Origin of the sequence: Austwickia sp. (assembly GCA_016699675.1) — a bacterium.
Taxonomy (GTDB): Bacteria; Actinomycetota; Actinomycetes; order Actinomycetales; family Dermatophilaceae; genus Austwickia.
The window spans coordinates 4264714-4279229 of the sequence record CP064985.1; the positions used below are offsets into that span (position 1 = coordinate 4264714).

At 72.7% G+C, this 14516-nt stretch carries 14 protein-coding genes and 1 pseudogene; 7 read left to right on the forward strand and 8 right to left on the reverse strand.

The genetic code is table 11. From position 1 onward, the window contains the following. Positions 1 to 70 precede the first annotated feature (70 nt). Positions 71 to 298: a sulfurtransferase TusA family protein gene (locus tag IPK37_19465; protein QQS00908.1), complete on the forward strand. Its 228-nt coding sequence runs from the start codon at positions 71 to 73 to the stop codon at positions 296 to 298. A gap of 97 nt (positions 299 to 395) precedes the next feature. On the opposite strand, the gene nusB is transcribed toward IPK37_19465, so the two are convergent. Then, positions 396 to 908, reverse strand: a complete 513-nt coding sequence (nusB, locus tag IPK37_19470) for a transcription antitermination factor NusB (GenBank protein ID QQS00909.1) — start codon at positions 906 to 908, stop codon at positions 396 to 398. Next, positions 908 to 1468, reverse strand: coding sequence for an elongation factor P (gene efp / locus IPK37_19475; protein QQS00910.1), 561 nt, complete (start codon positions 1466 to 1468; stop codon positions 908 to 910). The genes nusB and efp overlap by 1 nt, the downstream gene beginning before the upstream one ends. Before the next feature lie 236 nt (positions 1469 to 1704). Here efp and IPK37_19480 point away from each other — a divergent pair, with 236 nt between their 5' ends. Then, positions 1705 to 3588 carry an ABC transporter substrate-binding protein gene (locus tag IPK37_19480; protein ID QQS00911.1) on the forward strand — a complete coding sequence of 628 codons (1884 nt, stop codon included), beginning with the start codon at positions 1705 to 1707 and terminating at the stop codon, positions 3586 to 3588. A gap of 166 nt (positions 3589 to 3754) precedes the next feature. On the opposite strand, the gene IPK37_19485 is transcribed toward IPK37_19480, so the two are convergent. Further along, complete coding sequence (locus tag IPK37_19485) at positions 3755 to 5179, reverse strand: IS1380 family transposase (protein ID QQS00912.1); 1425 nt, start codon at positions 5177 to 5179, stop codon at positions 3755 to 3757. Positions 5180 to 5390: 211 nt separating this feature from the next. On the opposite strand from IPK37_19485, the gene IPK37_19490 reads away from it, so the two are divergent. The 4 genes and pseudogenes from IPK37_19490 to IPK37_19505 all read left to right on the forward strand — a co-directional run bounded on the left by IPK37_19490 (position 5391) and on the right by IPK37_19505 (position 8989). Further along, positions 5391 to 6524 (forward strand): hypothetical protein, encoded by a 1134-nt coding sequence (locus IPK37_19490; GenBank protein ID QQS00913.1) that lies wholly within the window; start codon positions 5391 to 5393, stop codon positions 6522 to 6524. Between the two features lie 70 nt (positions 6525 to 6594). After that, positions 6595 to 7253 (forward strand): annotated as a pseudogene (locus IPK37_19495) (response regulator transcription factor). A gap of 109 nt (positions 7254 to 7362) precedes the next feature. Further along, positions 7363 to 7725 carry a hypothetical protein gene (locus IPK37_19500; GenBank protein QQS00914.1) on the forward strand — a complete coding sequence of 121 codons (363 nt, stop codon included), beginning with the start codon at positions 7363 to 7365 and terminating at the stop codon, positions 7723 to 7725. Between the two features lie 19 nt (positions 7726 to 7744). After that, positions 7745 to 8989: a sigma-70 family RNA polymerase sigma factor gene (locus IPK37_19505; protein QQS00915.1), complete on the forward strand. Its 1245-nt coding sequence runs from the start codon at positions 7745 to 7747 to the stop codon at positions 8987 to 8989. Between the two features lie 32 nt (positions 8990 to 9021). On the opposite strand, the gene IPK37_19510 is transcribed toward IPK37_19505, so the two are convergent. Then, positions 9022 to 10530, reverse strand: a complete 1509-nt coding sequence (locus IPK37_19510) for a peptidase S10 (GenBank protein ID QQS00916.1) — start codon at positions 10528 to 10530, stop codon at positions 9022 to 9024. Positions 10531 to 10540: 10 nt separating this feature from the next. Beyond that, positions 10541 to 11023 carry a MarR family transcriptional regulator gene (locus IPK37_19515; GenBank protein ID QQS00917.1) on the reverse strand — a complete coding sequence of 161 codons (483 nt, stop codon included), beginning with the start codon at positions 11021 to 11023 and terminating at the stop codon, positions 10541 to 10543. Positions 11024 to 11107: 84 nt separating this feature from the next. Between IPK37_19515 and IPK37_19520 the strand changes: the two genes are divergently transcribed. Beyond that, positions 11108 to 11668 (forward strand): YceI family protein, encoded by a 561-nt coding sequence (locus IPK37_19520; protein QQS00918.1) that lies wholly within the window; start codon positions 11108 to 11110, stop codon positions 11666 to 11668. Between the two features lie 3 nt (positions 11669 to 11671). Here the strand turns inward: IPK37_19520 and IPK37_19525 are convergent, their stop codons facing one another. Genes IPK37_19525 through aroC form a run of 3 tightly spaced genes read right to left on the reverse strand, consistent with a single transcriptional unit; the run spans position 11672 to position 14510 of the window. Further along, positions 11672 to 12742, reverse strand: coding sequence for a 3-dehydroquinate synthase (locus tag IPK37_19525; GenBank protein QQS03030.1), 1071 nt, complete (start codon positions 12740 to 12742; stop codon positions 11672 to 11674). Positions 12743 to 12747: 5 nt separating this feature from the next. Continuing rightward, on the reverse strand, positions 12748 to 13251 hold the full coding sequence (locus IPK37_19530; GenBank protein QQS03031.1) for an ATP-binding protein: 504 nt from the start codon (positions 13249 to 13251) through the stop codon (positions 12748 to 12750). A gap of 26 nt (positions 13252 to 13277) precedes the next feature. Then, positions 13278 to 14510 (reverse strand): chorismate synthase, encoded by a 1233-nt coding sequence (gene aroC, locus IPK37_19535; GenBank protein QQS00919.1) that lies wholly within the window; start codon positions 14508 to 14510, stop codon positions 13278 to 13280. Positions 14511 to 14516 lie beyond the last annotated feature (6 nt).

Below are 14516 nucleotides of genomic sequence, written 5' to 3' on the forward strand. Positions count from 1 at the left end.
CAGTCCGCGACGACGCGTCCGAGCTGCGCGCCCGAGACCAACCCAGACAACGCGAGAAGGAGACGCCGAGATGGCGACGTACACCCTGGACACCGCGGGCGAGGTCTGCCCGTTCCCCCTCGTCGAGGCCAAGCAGGCCATGGTCGAACTGGCCAGCGGCGACGAACTGGTGATCGACTTCGACTGCACCCAGGCGACCGAGGCCATCCCGGCCTGGGCCGCCGGGGAGGGCTACCCGGTGACCCACTTCGACCGGACCGGCGACGCCAGCTGGACGATCACCGTGCAGAAGCCCTGACCGTGGCGGCCTCCGGCCGCCACCTTGGAGACGAACGCGGGCGGCCCCCGGGCATCATCGATGCTCAGGGGCCGCCCGTCGGCGTGTCACGTCGTCCTCAGCCGAGATCCAGCGTCGCCTTCACCTCGGCGATGCGCGAGAGCAAGCCGTTCACGAAGCTCGGCGACTCGTCCGTGGACAACGCCGTCGCCAGCTCGACGGCCTGCTGGGTCGCGACCGCATCCGGAACGTCGTCGTTGTAGAGGATCTCCCAGGTGCCGACGCGGAGCAGGGCCCGGTCGACCGCGGGCATCCGCTCCACCGACCAGCCTTGGCTGTAGGTGCCGAGCGCCTCATCGATCACGCGCCAATGCTCGACGACCCCCCGCACGATCTGCACGCTGTAGTCGCGCAGCGGAGCCTCCGTCACGGGGGCGGCGATCCGTTGCGTGACGAGGTCCGCCGCGTTCACGCCGCGCTGGTCGGCCTCGAACAACAGGTCCAGTGCGGCCCGACGAGCCTTGGTCCGCGACCCGGTCAGGGGCGCCCGTTCGGTGCCCTTCCGGCCACCCGGACCGGCCCCACCGGTGAGCCGTCCGCCGGTGGACTCAGCTCCGGAGGACGACGGCATCAGTTGACGCGACCGAGGTAGCTGCCGTCCCGGGTGTCGACCTTGACCTTCGTGCCCTGCTCCAGGAAGAGCGGCACCGCGATCTCCGCGCCGGTCTCCAGGGTGGCGGGCTTGGTGCCGCCGGTGGCGCGGTCCCCCTGTACGCCGGGCTCGGTGTAGGTGATGACGAGCTCGACCGAGGCGGGGAGTTCGACGAACAGCGGGGCGCCCTCGTGGGTGGCGACGATCGCCTCCTGGTTCTCCAGGAGGAATCGCTCGGCGTCGCCCACCACCGCGCTGCTCACGTGGAGCTGGTCGTAGGTCTTGCCGTCCATGAAGACGAAGTCGTCGCCGTCCTTGTACAGGTATTGCATCGTCCGCTTGTCGACATTGCTCGTCTCGACCTTGGTGCCGGCGTTGAACGTCTTGTCGACGACCTTGCCCGAGAGGACGTTCTTGAGCTTGGTGCGCACGAAGGCGCCGCCCTTGCCGGGCTTGACGTGCTGGAACTCGATGACGGTCCAGAGCTGGCCGTCCAGGTTGAGCACGAGGCCGTTCTTGAGGTCGTTCGTGGTCGCCACGGGGTTTCTCTCTGCTCGATGGTCTTGATCCGGGGGCGATTCTACCGGCCGGCCCGTGGGGGCCGAACGGCCTCCGGGCCCGGTCGCCGCCGACGCGGCACGCCCCTTGCCCTCGGGTGGCTCGACCCGCGGGCGAGGCGCCTCGCCCGGCGCGCATCGCGTAGGGTCGAGGGTGCCCGCTTGGTCAATCCGGGCCGACGCGCGCAGCGTCTGGGCCCGCCCGTTGGGAGCCGCCCATGTCCCGCCAGCGCCGCCCCCGCAGGGCGCAGACCGCGCTGGCCGCTGGCATGGTCGCTGCCCTGGCGGGCACGGGGCTGGCCGCGTGCAGCCGCGACGAACCGCCGCCCCCGGCTCCGTCGCCGCCGTCGGTCCCGCAGGCGCCCGCGGCGGTCACCAGCACCCCCACCTCGGGGGGCAAGGCCCCGATCCTCGTCAACGCCGTCGAACCGGCGCGCGCCCTGCTCCCCGCGACCATCAGTGACGAATACGGCCAGCGGGTCGGCTCGCTCATCTACCGGGGCCTGCTCCGGTACGACGCGAAGGGTCGCCTGGTCAACGAGGTGGCCGAGGACATCGCCGCGGAGGGGCCCACGCTCTACCGGGTGCGGGTGCGCAAGGGCTGGTTCTTCGGCAACGGCGAACCGGTCACGGCCGCGTCCTTCGTCGATGCCTGGAACTTCGCGGCCTCCCCCGCCTGCAGACAACTGAACGCCGCGGCGTTCGCCCCGATCGCGGGCTTCCGTGCGCTGCGTGGCCTGCCCGAGCCACCGACCGCCACACCCACCGGCACCGCCCAGCCCACCGCCGGTTCCACGACCGCCCCCAGCGCGTCGCCCACAGGTGCCGAGCCGGGTCCGACCGTGAGCGGCACGCCGAGCGCGAGCGGCTCCCCCACGGCGCCCGTGGCCGCCCCCGCCCCGAGCTTGCCCGATGTGCCGGACACCCCCTGCGGACCGACCGCCCGTCGGCAGCTGGCCGGGCTGCGGGTCGTCGACGACCTCGAATTCACCGTGCGCCTCGCCCAACCCGACGCGACGTTCCGCGACCGGCTCGCCACGCTGGCCTATGCGCCGCTGCCCCGCGTCGCCCTGGCCGACCCGGCCTCGGCGGCGACGGCGCCGATCGGCAACGGCCCCTACCAGTTGGCCGGCGGGTGGTCCGACGGTCGAGAGCTCCGGCTGATCCCCAACGCCTCCTACTCCGGCAGCGATCCGGCGCACAACGGCGGCGTCACGTTCCGGTTCTTCCCCGACCCCGCGATGTCCTATCAGGCGCTCCAGCGCGGCCAACTCGAGGTGCTCGACGACACGCCTCTCACGGCGCTCGGCCGCTACAAGTCCGACCTGGGGTTCCGGGCCGCGAACCAGCCCATCGGCGCCGCGTCGAGCCTGGTGTTTCCGATGGCCGCGCCGGGCTGGGCCACGCGCGAGGGGCTCCAGCTGCGTCGGGCCATCTCCCGGGCCATCGACCGCAAGGGGCTGGCCGAGGGTCTGTACGCCGGCACCCGCACCCCCGCCGGTGACCTGGCCGCCCCCGGGGTCTCCGGCTACGCGCCCGACCTGTGCGGGGACTACTGCAGCCACGACCCGAAGGCCGCCGCGGAGCTGTTGCCCCCGGCCTCGCCCGTGCCGCCGCTGGAGATCGCCTACAGCCCCGAGGAGGGCGGCCTGCCGGCCGTGCAGGCGCTCTGCGGAGCGATCACCAGCGCGCTGCGGATCAGCTGCAGCCCGCACGCCGTACCGCGCGATCCCGCGACCGGCGCCACCCTGGCCACCGCCGCCGCGCGGCACGAACTGACGATCCCCATGCTCTCGACCCACCGGATGGCGCGGCCCGACCTCGGAGGCTTCCTGTCCCCCCGGTTCCTCGCCGGCAGCACGGAGAACCCCAGCGGGTACGCCGGCGCCGCGGCCCAGGCCCTGCTGGCCAAGGCTGCGGCGACCACGGACGGGGACGCTCGGATGGCCGTCTACCGCGACGCCGAGAAGGCCATCCTGGCCGACCTCCCCGAGATCCCGCTCTGGTATGTCAACGCCACCACCGGGGCGGCGGCTCACATGCAGCAGGTGAGAATCGACGTGTTCGGGGTGCCGATCTACACCGAACTCAACCGCTCCTAACCGCGTCGGCCCCTCCTTAAGCCTCGATCCACCGATGGCCGGGATGGGGTGAGTCATCGTGGTCGTCGTGGGGGCGAGGGTGCTGGGACGCGACGGTCTTCCGGACCTGGGTGTCCGGGGTGTTCCACGGTGGTCTTCGGGTCGCGCAGCGGTGGCTGCTGGGTGGTCAGGCCGCGAGGGCGGACGGCGGATCGCTGACTCGGTCGAACAGCGTGGTCCAGGCGGCCTCCCAGGGCCAGGACCGGGGTAGGTGCAGGGTGACGCGTCGGGCTGAGGACGCGATTCGGGCTGGGACGTTGATCAGCTTGCGGCGCAGGGTCTTGGTGGTCGCGCGTGCGAGGTCGGGTGCTGCAAGGGTGCCGGCGGCGCGGGTGAGGTTGAACGCGATGACCGCGAGCACAAGCCATGCGGCGTTGGCGTTGAAGACCCCGGACGGCAGGTGTGCCAGCGCTGAGTGCTTCAGGTCGGCGTGGACCTGTTCGATGACCGCGTGATGGCGGTGGGTCTTGTCCGCGGTGACGGTGTCGAGGACAGCAGGGTCGGCGGTGGTGAAGAACGCGTGGAAGCGCCAGGTGTCGAACAGCGTGTCCTGACCGGCTGCCTTGTTCTTCTCGGCGTTGAAGTCCGGGATCCGGCGCACGATCAGGCGGCCCGGCACCCGCTCGGCCTTCTTGGCCGAGGTGAACGCGGTGAACGGCACTTCGGCGACCTCTGCCCGAGAGATCCACTTGCCTGTCTCTTCGTCGAAGATGGCGTCGGTGTACTCAATCGCCGTCCAGGCGTGGTCATCGATGCTGGCTATCGCCTTCTTGACGGTGGGATTCATCCGTACGGTCACCGAAACCGCGGCGCCGCCGTTGAGGGCGGCGTGGACCGGCCCGCGGCCGTAGAACGCCGAGTCCATCCGCACCAGCACTGGCCGGGCCTTGCCGAGCAGCCGCCGGGTCGTCCGAACCGCGTCACCGACCAGTCGCTTCGCACCACGAGGTGACCCGGCCGAGCCCTTGCGCAGCCGCTGGGCCACGATCACCGGCGCCGTGGCTGGCGTCGCGAGCGTGGCGAGCAGTGCGTTGAGCCCGCGGACACCGGAGTAGCCGAACCCGGCGCCCTGCTTGGCGTAGCCGTGGACCTCGATGATCGTGTCGTCGACATCGAGCAGCGCGTATCCCAACGTGTCGGACTCGACCGTGGTGGCCGCTCCCAGCAGGCCGGTGAGCCCAGCGATCGCGATGAGGAACCGGGAGGCGACGGCGTCGAGCTGGCGGACGTGGCCGAAGGTGAATGAGCGCAGGAACGAGCCCAGCGTGGAGGGCGCATACGCCTTCGCGAAGAGCCGGCTCATCCCACCGTGGCGCAGCAGCGCCATATCGTCGATTGAGTCCGCACCGGCGACCATCCCGGCCACCAGCGAGGCGACCTTCAGGCCGGCGTTCGCGCCCTTGTCGGTTGGCACCGTGAGGTGTTCATCAGCCAGGTCACGCAGCCCAGCACGATCGGCCAACGCCATGACCGGGACCAGCCCGCCGGCCGACACGAGATTCGGATCGTCGAACGCCACCGAGGTTCGACCAACGGTGTGAGAGAGTCGCATCTTGAAGATGCCCTCCTGAGCGGGGTGGTTTGGTTCCGTCGCAAGTCCCAAACTCCCAGCCCAGAAGGGCTTCTTCGCGTAACGGCACGCTCAACACCTCAAAGTCGATCGGTGGATCGAGGTTAAGTCGGCTGCGGACAGGCGAAGGGACCGCTGCGGCCCCGACGATCGACGCTGTCCGCTGGCCACCGCGCGGATTTAGGCTGACCGCATGTCGAGCGCCCCGACCGCCGCACCGTTGCGGTGGTGGTCGCAGGCGTGGCGGTACGCCGTCGCGGTCGGCATCGCGGTCCTCGGCGTGGGCACCGTCGGCAGCGCGGCGCCGGACTACGCGCGCAACACCCACGGCCTGGTCGGGTTGGACCTGCTGCTGGGGGTGGCTTCGCTCGTGCTCCTCGGCTGGCGCCGCCGCTGGCCCCTGGCGGTCGCGGCGGCGATCACCGCCGCCGGCGCCGTGTCCGTTTCCTCGACCGGGCCGTGGACGGTCGCCGTGGCGTCACTGGCCACGCGGCGCCGCTGGTGGGAGATCCTGCCCATCCTGGCCCTGACGATGGCGGCCCAGTCGACGGTGTCCGCGTTGTATCCCGACCCGGGCACGGATCACGGTCTGACGATGCTGATGACGCTCCTCTCGGCGATCGTCATCATCGCCCTGGGCGCCTACACCGGCGCGCGCCGGGACCTCGTGACCTCGCTGTGGGAGCGGGCGGAGACGGCCGAGCGGGAGCAGAGCGCCCGAGTCCTGCAGGCACGCACGGCCGAGCGGGCGGCGATCGCCCGCGAGATGCACGACGTGCTGGCCCACCGGATCTCCCAGGTCGCCATGCACGCGGGCGCGCTGGCCTATCGGGACGACCTGACCCCCGAGCAGACCCGCGACGCCGCCGAGACCATCCAACGCACCGCGCACCAGGCGCTGGTGGAGCTGCGGGGCGTCCTCGGCGTACTGCGCTCCGGGGCGGTGCTCGACGCAGCCGGCCTGCCGGCTCGCCCCCAGCCGACGCCGGCTGACCTGGATGACCTCGTCGCGGAGCTGCGGAGCGCCGGCAGCACTGTTCACGTGCAGGACGAGCGCAGCTCGGGGGTGAGCCCACCCCCGCTGGTCGCGCGGCACGGCTACCGGATCCTGCAGGAGGCGTGCACCAATGCTCGCAAGCACGCCCCGGGGGCGCCGATCTGGATCGGTCTGTCCGGAGCCCCCGGCGGCGACCTCGTCGTCGAGGTGGTCAACCTGACCCGGCGTACGCCGCCGCGCCCAATCCACCCGCCGTACCCGCCGCCCCCGGCGCCGGGCTGGGCCTCGTCGGCCTCGCCGAGCGCGCCGAACTCGTCGGCGGTCGCCTGACGGCCGGTCCCACGGGGGGCGGCCGGTTCCGGGTTTGCGCCGAACTACCTTGGCCGACAGAGGAGCAGCGATGACCGATCCCCCCGCTGCCGAGCCCACGATCCGGCTGCTGCTGGTCGACGACGACGCGCTGGTGCGCGCGGGGCTCCGGCTGATCCTCGGCGGGAGCCCGGACCTGGAGGTCGTCGGCGAGGCCGGGGACGGCGTCGCCGGGCTGGCCGAGGCCGACCGGCTGCGCCCGGACATTGTCCTGATGGACGTGCGAATGCCCCGCAAGGACGGCCTGACCGCCACCCGCGAGCTGCTCGCCCGCCCGGGGGCACCCAAGGTGATCGTGCTGACCACGTTCGACGCCGACGAACTCGTGCTCAGGCGCGGGCGGCCGGCGCCTCGGGGTTCCTGCTCAAGGACACCCACCCCAGGGACATGATCGCCGCGATCCGGGCGGTACGCCGCGGCGAGCACACCCTCTCCCCCACGGTCATGGCCCAGGTCATCGCCGCGGCCACGGCGAGCGCCCAGGACGGTGCCGCCATCGCCACCCTCACCGACCGGGAGCGAGAGGTGGCTTGCGCCGTCGGCCGCGGCCTGGCCAACGCGGAGATCGCCGAGACGCTGTTCATGAGCGTGGCCACCGTGAAGGGCCACGTGGGGCACCTCTTCGAGAAGCTGGGGGTCGACAACCGGGTCCAGGTCGCGCTGCTCGTGCACGACGCCGGGTTGTCCTGAGCGCTGGCTTGAGCGGAAAAAATCGGGTCGGCTCAGCGCGGCGTTGTCGATTCCGGCCTCCCCCGTACGTCGAGAGGCGTCACCACCGAATCACTCTGGAAGGACGATCATGACCACCTACATGCTCAGCCTGATCGACACCGAGGCCTGGTACGACGCCAACGCCGAGGAGTTCGCGGCGGAGATGAAGCTGCACGAGGACTTCGCCGCCGCCGTCGCGGCCGCGGGATGCCAGATCACCGGCGGGGCGGTGCTGCAGCCGCAGGCGACGGCGACGACCGTGCACCGCGGCGACGGCCAGATCAGCATCACCGACGGCCCCTTCATCGAGGCCAAGGAGGTCATCGGCGGCTACTACCTCATCGAGGCCCCGGACCTAGACGCCGCCGTCAAGCTCGCGCAGATCTGCCCCTCGGCCCACGTCGAGGTGCGCCCGCTGATGGTGCTCCCGGGCGCCGAGAACCCCTCCTGAGGCCGACCCCGGCGCGGAGATGACCACTTCCGACCCGGTCGCCGAGGCGTACCGTCGCTGCCGGCCGCAGGTGCTGGCCGCGACGGTACGCCTCACCCGGGACATCGACCTGGCCGAGGACTGCGTCCAGGACGCGATGCTGCGGGCGTTGCAGAGCTGGGACCAGGATCCGCCGCGCAACCCGGCGGCGTGGCTGACGACGACCGCGCGGCACCTGGCCGTGGACCGGATCCGCCGGGAGGGTCGACTGCGGGCCAAGCTGCCGCTCCTTGTGGTCCCCGAGTCGGGCCCGGATGCTCGCCAGTACCCCGGCGTCGACCCCGATGATCCGCTGGAGAACCACGACCTGCTCAGCCTCGTCTTCCTGTGCTGCCACCCCGCGCTGGCCTCCTCCGGACAGGTCGCCCTGACGCTGCGGCTGCTGGGCGGGCTGACGGTGCCCGAGATCGCCGCCGGCCTGCTGCTCAAGGAGGCGACCGTCGCCGCCCGGATCACCCGGGCCAAGCAGAAGATCGCGGCCGCCGGGATCCCGTTCCGGGTGCCGGCCGCCGCGGACCTGCCCGAGCGCCTCGACGCGGTGCTCGACGTCATCCACCTCATCCACACGGCGGGGCACACGGCCGCCGAGGGCGCGACCCTGACCCGGCCCGACCTGGCCGGCACCGCCCGCGACCTGGTCGGCATGCTGGCTCGCCTGCTGCCGCGCGACAGCGAGGTCCGGGGCCTGCTCGCGCTGTGCCTCCTCGACGACGCGCGTCTGCCGGCCCGGACCGATGGGGCCGGGGCGCTCGCGGTGCTGGCCGAGCAGGACCGGTCTGGCTGGGACCGCGACCTCCTCGCCGCGGGGTTGGCCGCCGCGACCGCCGCACTGCGAAGCGGCACGGGGCGATACGCCCTGCAGGCCGCCATCGCCGGGCTGCACGCCCAGGCGCCGTCCCTGGCCGCCACCGACTGGGCGGCCGTCGTCACCATGTACGACGGCCTCCTCGCGCGGTGGCCGAACCCGGTCGTCGCGGTGAACCGGCTGGTCGCGGTCAGCATGCTGCCCGGCGCGGACCCGCTCGCGGTGCTCGACGAGCTGGCCACCTTCGCCGACCATCCCGCGCTGGCGCGCTATCCCTACCTGCCTGCCGTGCGCGCCGAGCTGCTGCGCCGGGCGGGGCGGACGGCGGAGGCCGCGACGGCGTACCGCGCCGCCATCGCCCTGAACCGCAACGGCCCCCAGGATGCCTACCTGCGCCGCCGCCTGCGCGAGCTCGGCTGAGTCCGGGAGCTCGCGCTGGTTCTCCGCGCGTGCTAGCTCGGGTTAGCGGCCGGACAGGCGCGGCGGATGAAGTCGACGATCCCCGCCGACTCCGCTGCCCGGCAGGCCGCGTCGAGGTAGGGCATGTGCCCAGCGTCGAAGTACGCGTGCTCCAGCCGGTCCCACGCGGCGTCGTCGAGGCGCAGGTGCGCCAGCGTGTCCTCGGCCGCGTGGTACGGCGTGGCCAGGTCGTACCGCCCGTATTCGACCCGGACCCGCAGGTGCGGATTGGCGCGCAGCACGCGCTCCAGCCGGTCGGTGACGTCCACGGCCCGGCCGTCGAACTCGGCATACGACCATTCCTCCCCCGCGGCCGCCGCGTACACGGCGAACGGCAGGTCCAGGTCCGAGCCCAGCTCGGCGCGCAGGTAGTGGTGGATGGCCGCGGCGTACGGTCCTTCGAGCGCGTCCATCGACGGATCGGCGTCGGGCAGCTCGGCCACCCGGGAGCGAGCGGGTCCCGTGAACCGGCCGTCGATCCGGCCGACCACGAGCCCCCGGTCCCGCAGCACCTCCGCACAGAACCGCATGTGCTCGATGCGCAGGTCCGCCCGGTCGACGTACCCCTCCGACAGCCCAGTGAGCCGCACGACCTCGGCGACCACCGCCGCCCGCCGCGCCGGATCGAGGCGGCGCCCCGCCCGCAGCGCGGCGGCGTACTCGCCGTCCGCGAATGCCTCGGCTTCCGCCAGCACCTCCGGCAGCGGTCCCGGCGCGCCCACGCCGTGGTAGTGCGCGACCGCGGCGTACGTCGGGAGGAAGTGCACACACGCCTCGTCCCAGCGCGCGGACTCGAAGTCCTGGTTGGCGTAGCTGAGCACGCTGGACACCAGGACCAGCCCGTTGAGGGCAAGCCGGTGCGCGCTGCTGAGCCGTTCGGCCACCGCGACCGCGCGCAGCGTGCCGTAGCTCTCGCCGAGCAGGAACTTCGGGGACATCCACCGGTCCTCGCGGGTGCACCACAGCCGGATGAGCTCGGCGATCTGCTCGACGTCCTTGGCGAAGCCGTGGAACTCCCCCGGCCTGCCGCCCTCCACGGCGCGGGACTGCCCGGTGGACATCGGATCGATGAAGACCAAGTCGGTGGCGTGCAGCAGGGTGTCGGGGTTGTCGACAAGCGCGTACGGCGGCGGCAGCGTCGCGCCCGGCTCGCCCATCTCGACGCGCCGCGGCCCGGCGAGGCCGAGGTGCAGCCACACCGAGGCGGAGCCGGGTCCGCCGTTGAAGACGAACGTCAGCGGGCGGGTGGCCGGGTCGGCGTCGTCGAGCGTGTACGCCGTGACCGCGAGCTGCCCGCGCGCCCGCCAGCCGCGGAAGACGCCGCCGTCGAGGTCTTCCTCGCGCAGCACGATCCGGCCGGTCCGGGCGGTGTAGCGCAGCTCGCCCGCCCCGGTGGCCAGCGTGTGCCGGGTGGTGATGAGCCGATCGACCGGCTCGGTCAGAGGGGGCGCAGGGGGCGACGAGGACGAGGTGTCGGCGGTCGGGGGGATCGCGGCGGCCATACCGAGCAGGTTAGTTCGGCGCCCCGCCCGCCGATCGCCGGTCCGCGAGGCGGGCGATGATCCCGGCCGTGATCCGGTCGAGGGCGGCCACGTCCGCGGCGTCCAGGCCGTCGAACAGGTAGCGTCGCACCCCCGCCACGTGGTCGGGGGCCGCCGCTCGCAGCCGGTCCAGGCCCTCCGGGGTCGCCGTCACGAGTTGCCCGCGCGCGTCGTCCGGGCAACAGGTCCGCCGGACCAGGTCCCGCTTCTCCATCCGGGTCAGGTGGTGGCTGGCGCGGCTGCGCTCCCAGCCCAGCCGCTCCGCGAGCGCGAGGACGCGCTGGGCGTGGTCGGGCGACTCCGAGAGCGCCACGAGGACGCCGTAGTCCGGCAGCGACAGGCCGTGCGCGGCGAGGTCGGCGCCGAGCGCGGCGGGCAGGGCGGTGGCGACGTCCAGCCACTGCCGCCAGATCCGTTGTTCGTTGTCGTCCAGCCAGCCGTTCCCCGTGGTCATGCCTCCAGAATAGGCGTTAGTTGACACGTCATCACGCCCGGGGTAATGTAGTTGACACATCAACGACCCACGAAGGAGTCCCTCATGAACACTCTCACCCATCTCACGCCACTTGCCGAGCTCGCCGGCAGCTACGCCATCGACCCCGCGCACAGCCGCCTCGGCTTCGTCGCGCGGCACGCCATGGTCACCAAGGTGCGCGGCTCCTTCGACGAGTTCAGCGGGACCGCGAGCACGCAGCCCGGGCTGGCCGACGCCGCCATCGCGGTCACCATTCAGACGGCGAGCGTCGACACCCGCCAGGGCGACCGCGACGCACACCTGCGCGGCGGCGACTTCTTCGACGTCGAGGCCTACCCGACCATGACCTTCGTCTCCACGGCGGTGACCGCGGTCGACGACGAGGTCCTGCGCGTCACCGGCGACCTCACGATCAAGGAGCAGACCCGCGCGGTCACCATCGACTTCGCGTACGCCGGCTCGGCCACGGACCCGTTCGGCAACCACCGGATCGGCTTCGACGGCTCGACCACCATCAGCCGCAAGGACTTCGGCCTGACCTGGAACGCCGCGCTGGAGACCGGCGGGGTGCTCGTCTCCGACAAGATCACGCTGGAGTTCGAGATCTCCGCGATCAAGGCCTGAATCTCAGGCGCAGACGGCGTCGTACGCCGCGCGCAGCAGCTCCTCGCTCGGCCCCTCCAGCCGCCCCGGGTGGCCGATGCCGTCGAGCACGACGAACCGCAGCGTGGCCCCGCGGGTCTTCTTGTCCCGGGTCATCGCGGTCAGGAGCGCGTCCCAGCGACCCGGTGCGTACGTCGTGGGCAGGCCCAGCGAGCCGATCACGCGCCGGTGCCGCGCCACGTCCACCTCGTCGAGCCGGCCGGCGAGACGGGCCAACTCGGCGGCGTAGACCATCCCGACCGCCACGGCGTCGCCGTGCCGCCAGGTGTAGCCCTCGACCTGCTCGATGGCATGGCCGAAGGTGTGCCCGTAGTTCAGGATCTCGCGCAGCGAGGACTCCTTCAGGTCGGCCGTGACGACGTCGGCCTTCACCTGGATCTTCCGGCGGACCAGCTCCGCCAGCACCGGCCCGGCCGGGTCGAGCGCTGCGGCCGGGTCGGCCTCGACCAGGTCTAGGATGACCGGGTCGGCGATGAAGCCGCCCTTGACAACCTCAGCCATCCCGGCGGCCAGGTCCGCCCGCGGCAGACTCACCAGGTGGTCCAGGTCCGCCAGCACCCCGGCCGGCGGGTGGAACGAGCCGACCAGGTTCTTGCCCTCTGGCGTGTTGATGCCGGTCTTGCCGCCCACGGCCGCGTCGACCATGCCGAGCAGGGTCGTCGGGACGTGGACGACCCGCACCCCACGCAGCCACGTCGCCGCGACGAATCCGCCGAGATCGGTGACCGAGCCGCCGCCGACCGCGACCACCGCATCGGTGCGCGTGAATGCCGCGCGGCCCAGCACACCCCACAGCTCGGCGGCGACCGCGCTGGTCTTGGCCGCCTCCGCGTCGGGCAGGTCCTCGACATAGACCTCGTAGCCGGCCTCGGCCAGGGTCATGCGGGCCTCGTCCCCCGGGTGTGTCAGACAGGCGGGGCGCAGCACCAGTACCCGGCGTACGGCAGGCCCCAGCAGGGCCGGGAGCGCGCCCATCAGACCCGAGCCGACGAGCACGTCGTACCCGCCCGCGCCGCCCACCCGGATCGCGTGCATCGTGGTCATGCCGACCCCTCTCGCGCCGCCAGACCCAGCCGCGTCACGATCTCCTCCGCCACCTCGCGGGGCGTGAGCTCGCTGGTGTCGATGCGCAGGCTGGCCAGTCGCTCATAGATCGGACGGCGGGCCTCCATGAGCCGAAGCCAGGCACCGCGTGGGTTGAGGGCCAGCAGCGGCCGGCCGTGGTCGAGGCCGGTACGTCGGACCGCCTCCTTCAGCCCCACATCGAGGAAGACGACCCGCTGCCCAGCGAGCGCCGCCTGGGTCGCCTCCGCGAGGACGGCGCCGCCGCCGAGGGCGAGGACGCCGCCGTACGACGCCAGCGCGTCGGCGACCACGCTCGCCTCCACGGCACGGAAGTGCTCCTCGCCCTGCTCGACGAAGATGTCGGGGATCGAGCGGCCTTCGCGCGCTTCGATCAGCGCGTCCGTGTCCGCGGTCGAGGCTCCGAGGAGCTGAGCCAGTTCGGCGGCGACCGTGGACTTTCCGGCCCCCGGCGGCCCCATCAGGACGACCAGCGGGCCGGTGGCGGTCACCACGAGCGCATCCCCTCGGGGATGCCGGCGAGATACGCCTCGTACGCCGCGCGGGTCTGCGCCAGGTGGTCCCCGCCGAACTTCTCGGCGACCGCTTCGGCCAGGACCAGCGCGACCATGGCCTCGGCCACGACCCCCGCGGCCGGGACCGCGCACGTGTCCGAACGCTGGTGGATCGCAGTAGCCGGGTCGTCGCCGGTCACGTCGATCGTGGCGAGCGCGCGGGGCACCGTGCTGATCGGCTTCATCGCGGCCCGCACCCGCAGCACCTCGCCGGTGCTCATGCCGCCCTCCGTGCCCCCCGCGCGGCCGGTCCGACGCCGGATCGTCCCGGCGTCGTCGCGGGCCATCTCGTCGTGGGCGGCGCTCCCGCGCCGGGCCGCGCTGCGGAAGCCGTCGCCGACCTCGACGCCCTTGATGGCCTGGATGCTCATCAGCGCGGCCGCGAGGCGCGCGTCGAGGCGCCGGTCCCAGTGCACGTGACTGCCGAGGCCGGGCGGGCAGCCGTAGGCCAGGACCTCGACCACCCCGCCGAGGGTGTCGCCGTCGCCGTGCGCGGCGTCGATCTCGGCGACCATCGCGGCGGAGGCGGCCGGGTCGTACGCGCGGACGGGGTCGGCGTCGAGGGCCGGTACGTCGTCCGGGGTCGGCAGCGCCGCCGTCTGGTCGGTGTCGAGCTGACCTGCAGTCCCGATGGCCACGGTGTGCGCCACGAGCCGGATGCCGCAGGTCTGCTGAAGGTAGGCGGCGGCGATCGCCCCGAGGGCCACCCGTGCGGCCGTCTCCCGCGCCGAGGCCCGCTCCAACACGGGCCGGGCGTCGTCGAATCCGTACTTCTGCATTCCCACCAGGTCCGCGTGCCCGGGCCGCGGCCGGGTCAGCGGGCGGTTGCGGGCGATCTCCTGCGGGGCGTTGACGTCGTCGGCGGCGGCGAAGGCCGCGGCTTCGACCGGGTCCGGGCTCATCACGGTGGACCACTTGGGCCACTCGCTGTTGCCGATCTCCAGGGCGATCGGCGAGCCGATCGTGACCCCGTGCCGAACCCCACCCAGGATCTCCAGCGCGTCCTGCTCGAACTTCTGCCGGGCGCCGCGGCCGTAGCCCAGCCGACGCCGGGCCAGCGCGGCCTCGATGTCCTTGCTTGTCACCTGGATTCCGGCCGGCAGTCCCTCGATCACGGCCACGAGCGAGGGGCCGTGCGACTCCCCCGCGGTCAACCAACGCACCATGCGCGC

What these genes read in the sequence shown, in the direction of transcription:
- IPK37_19465 (QQS00908.1), top strand. Translation starts at nt 71, where the DNA reads ATGGCGACGTACACCCTGGACACCGCGGGCGAGGTCTGCCCGTTCCCC.
- nusB (QQS00909.1), bottom strand. Translation starts at nt 908, where the DNA reads ATGCCGTCGTCCTCCGGAGCTGAGTCCACCGGCGGACGGCTCACCGGT.
- IPK37_19480 (QQS00911.1), top strand. Translation starts at nt 1,705, where the DNA reads ATGTCCCGCCAGCGCCGCCCCCGCAGGGCGCAGACCGCGCTGGCCGCT.
- IPK37_19485 (QQS00912.1), bottom strand. Translation starts at nt 5,179, where the DNA reads ATGCGACTCTCTCACACCGTTGGTCGAACCTCGGTGGCGTTCGACGAT.
- IPK37_19490 (QQS00913.1), top strand. Translation starts at nt 5,391, where the DNA reads ATGTCGAGCGCCCCGACCGCCGCACCGTTGCGGTGGTGGTCGCAGGCG.
- IPK37_19500 (QQS00914.1), top strand. Translation starts at nt 7,363, where the DNA reads ATGACCACCTACATGCTCAGCCTGATCGACACCGAGGCCTGGTACGAC.
- IPK37_19505 (QQS00915.1), top strand. Translation starts at nt 7,745, where the DNA reads ATGACCACTTCCGACCCGGTCGCCGAGGCGTACCGTCGCTGCCGGCCG.
- IPK37_19510 (QQS00916.1), bottom strand. Translation starts at nt 10,530, where the DNA reads ATGGCCGCCGCGATCCCCCCGACCGCCGACACCTCGTCCTCGTCGCCC.
- IPK37_19515 (QQS00917.1), bottom strand. Translation starts at nt 11,023, where the DNA reads ATGACCACGGGGAACGGCTGGCTGGACGACAACGAACAACGGATCTGG.
- IPK37_19520 (QQS00918.1), top strand. Translation starts at nt 11,108, where the DNA reads ATGAACACTCTCACCCATCTCACGCCACTTGCCGAGCTCGCCGGCAGC.
- IPK37_19525 (QQS03030.1), bottom strand. Translation starts at nt 12,742, where the DNA reads ATGCACGCGATCCGGGTGGGCGGCGCGGGCGGGTACGACGTGCTCGTC.
- IPK37_19530 (QQS03031.1), bottom strand. Translation starts at nt 13,251, where the DNA reads ATGGGGCCGCCGGGGGCCGGAAAGTCCACGGTCGCCGCCGAACTGGCT.
- aroC (QQS00919.1), bottom strand. Translation starts at nt 14,510, where the DNA reads ATGGTGCGTTGGTTGACCGCGGGGGAGTCGCACGGCCCCTCGCTCGTG.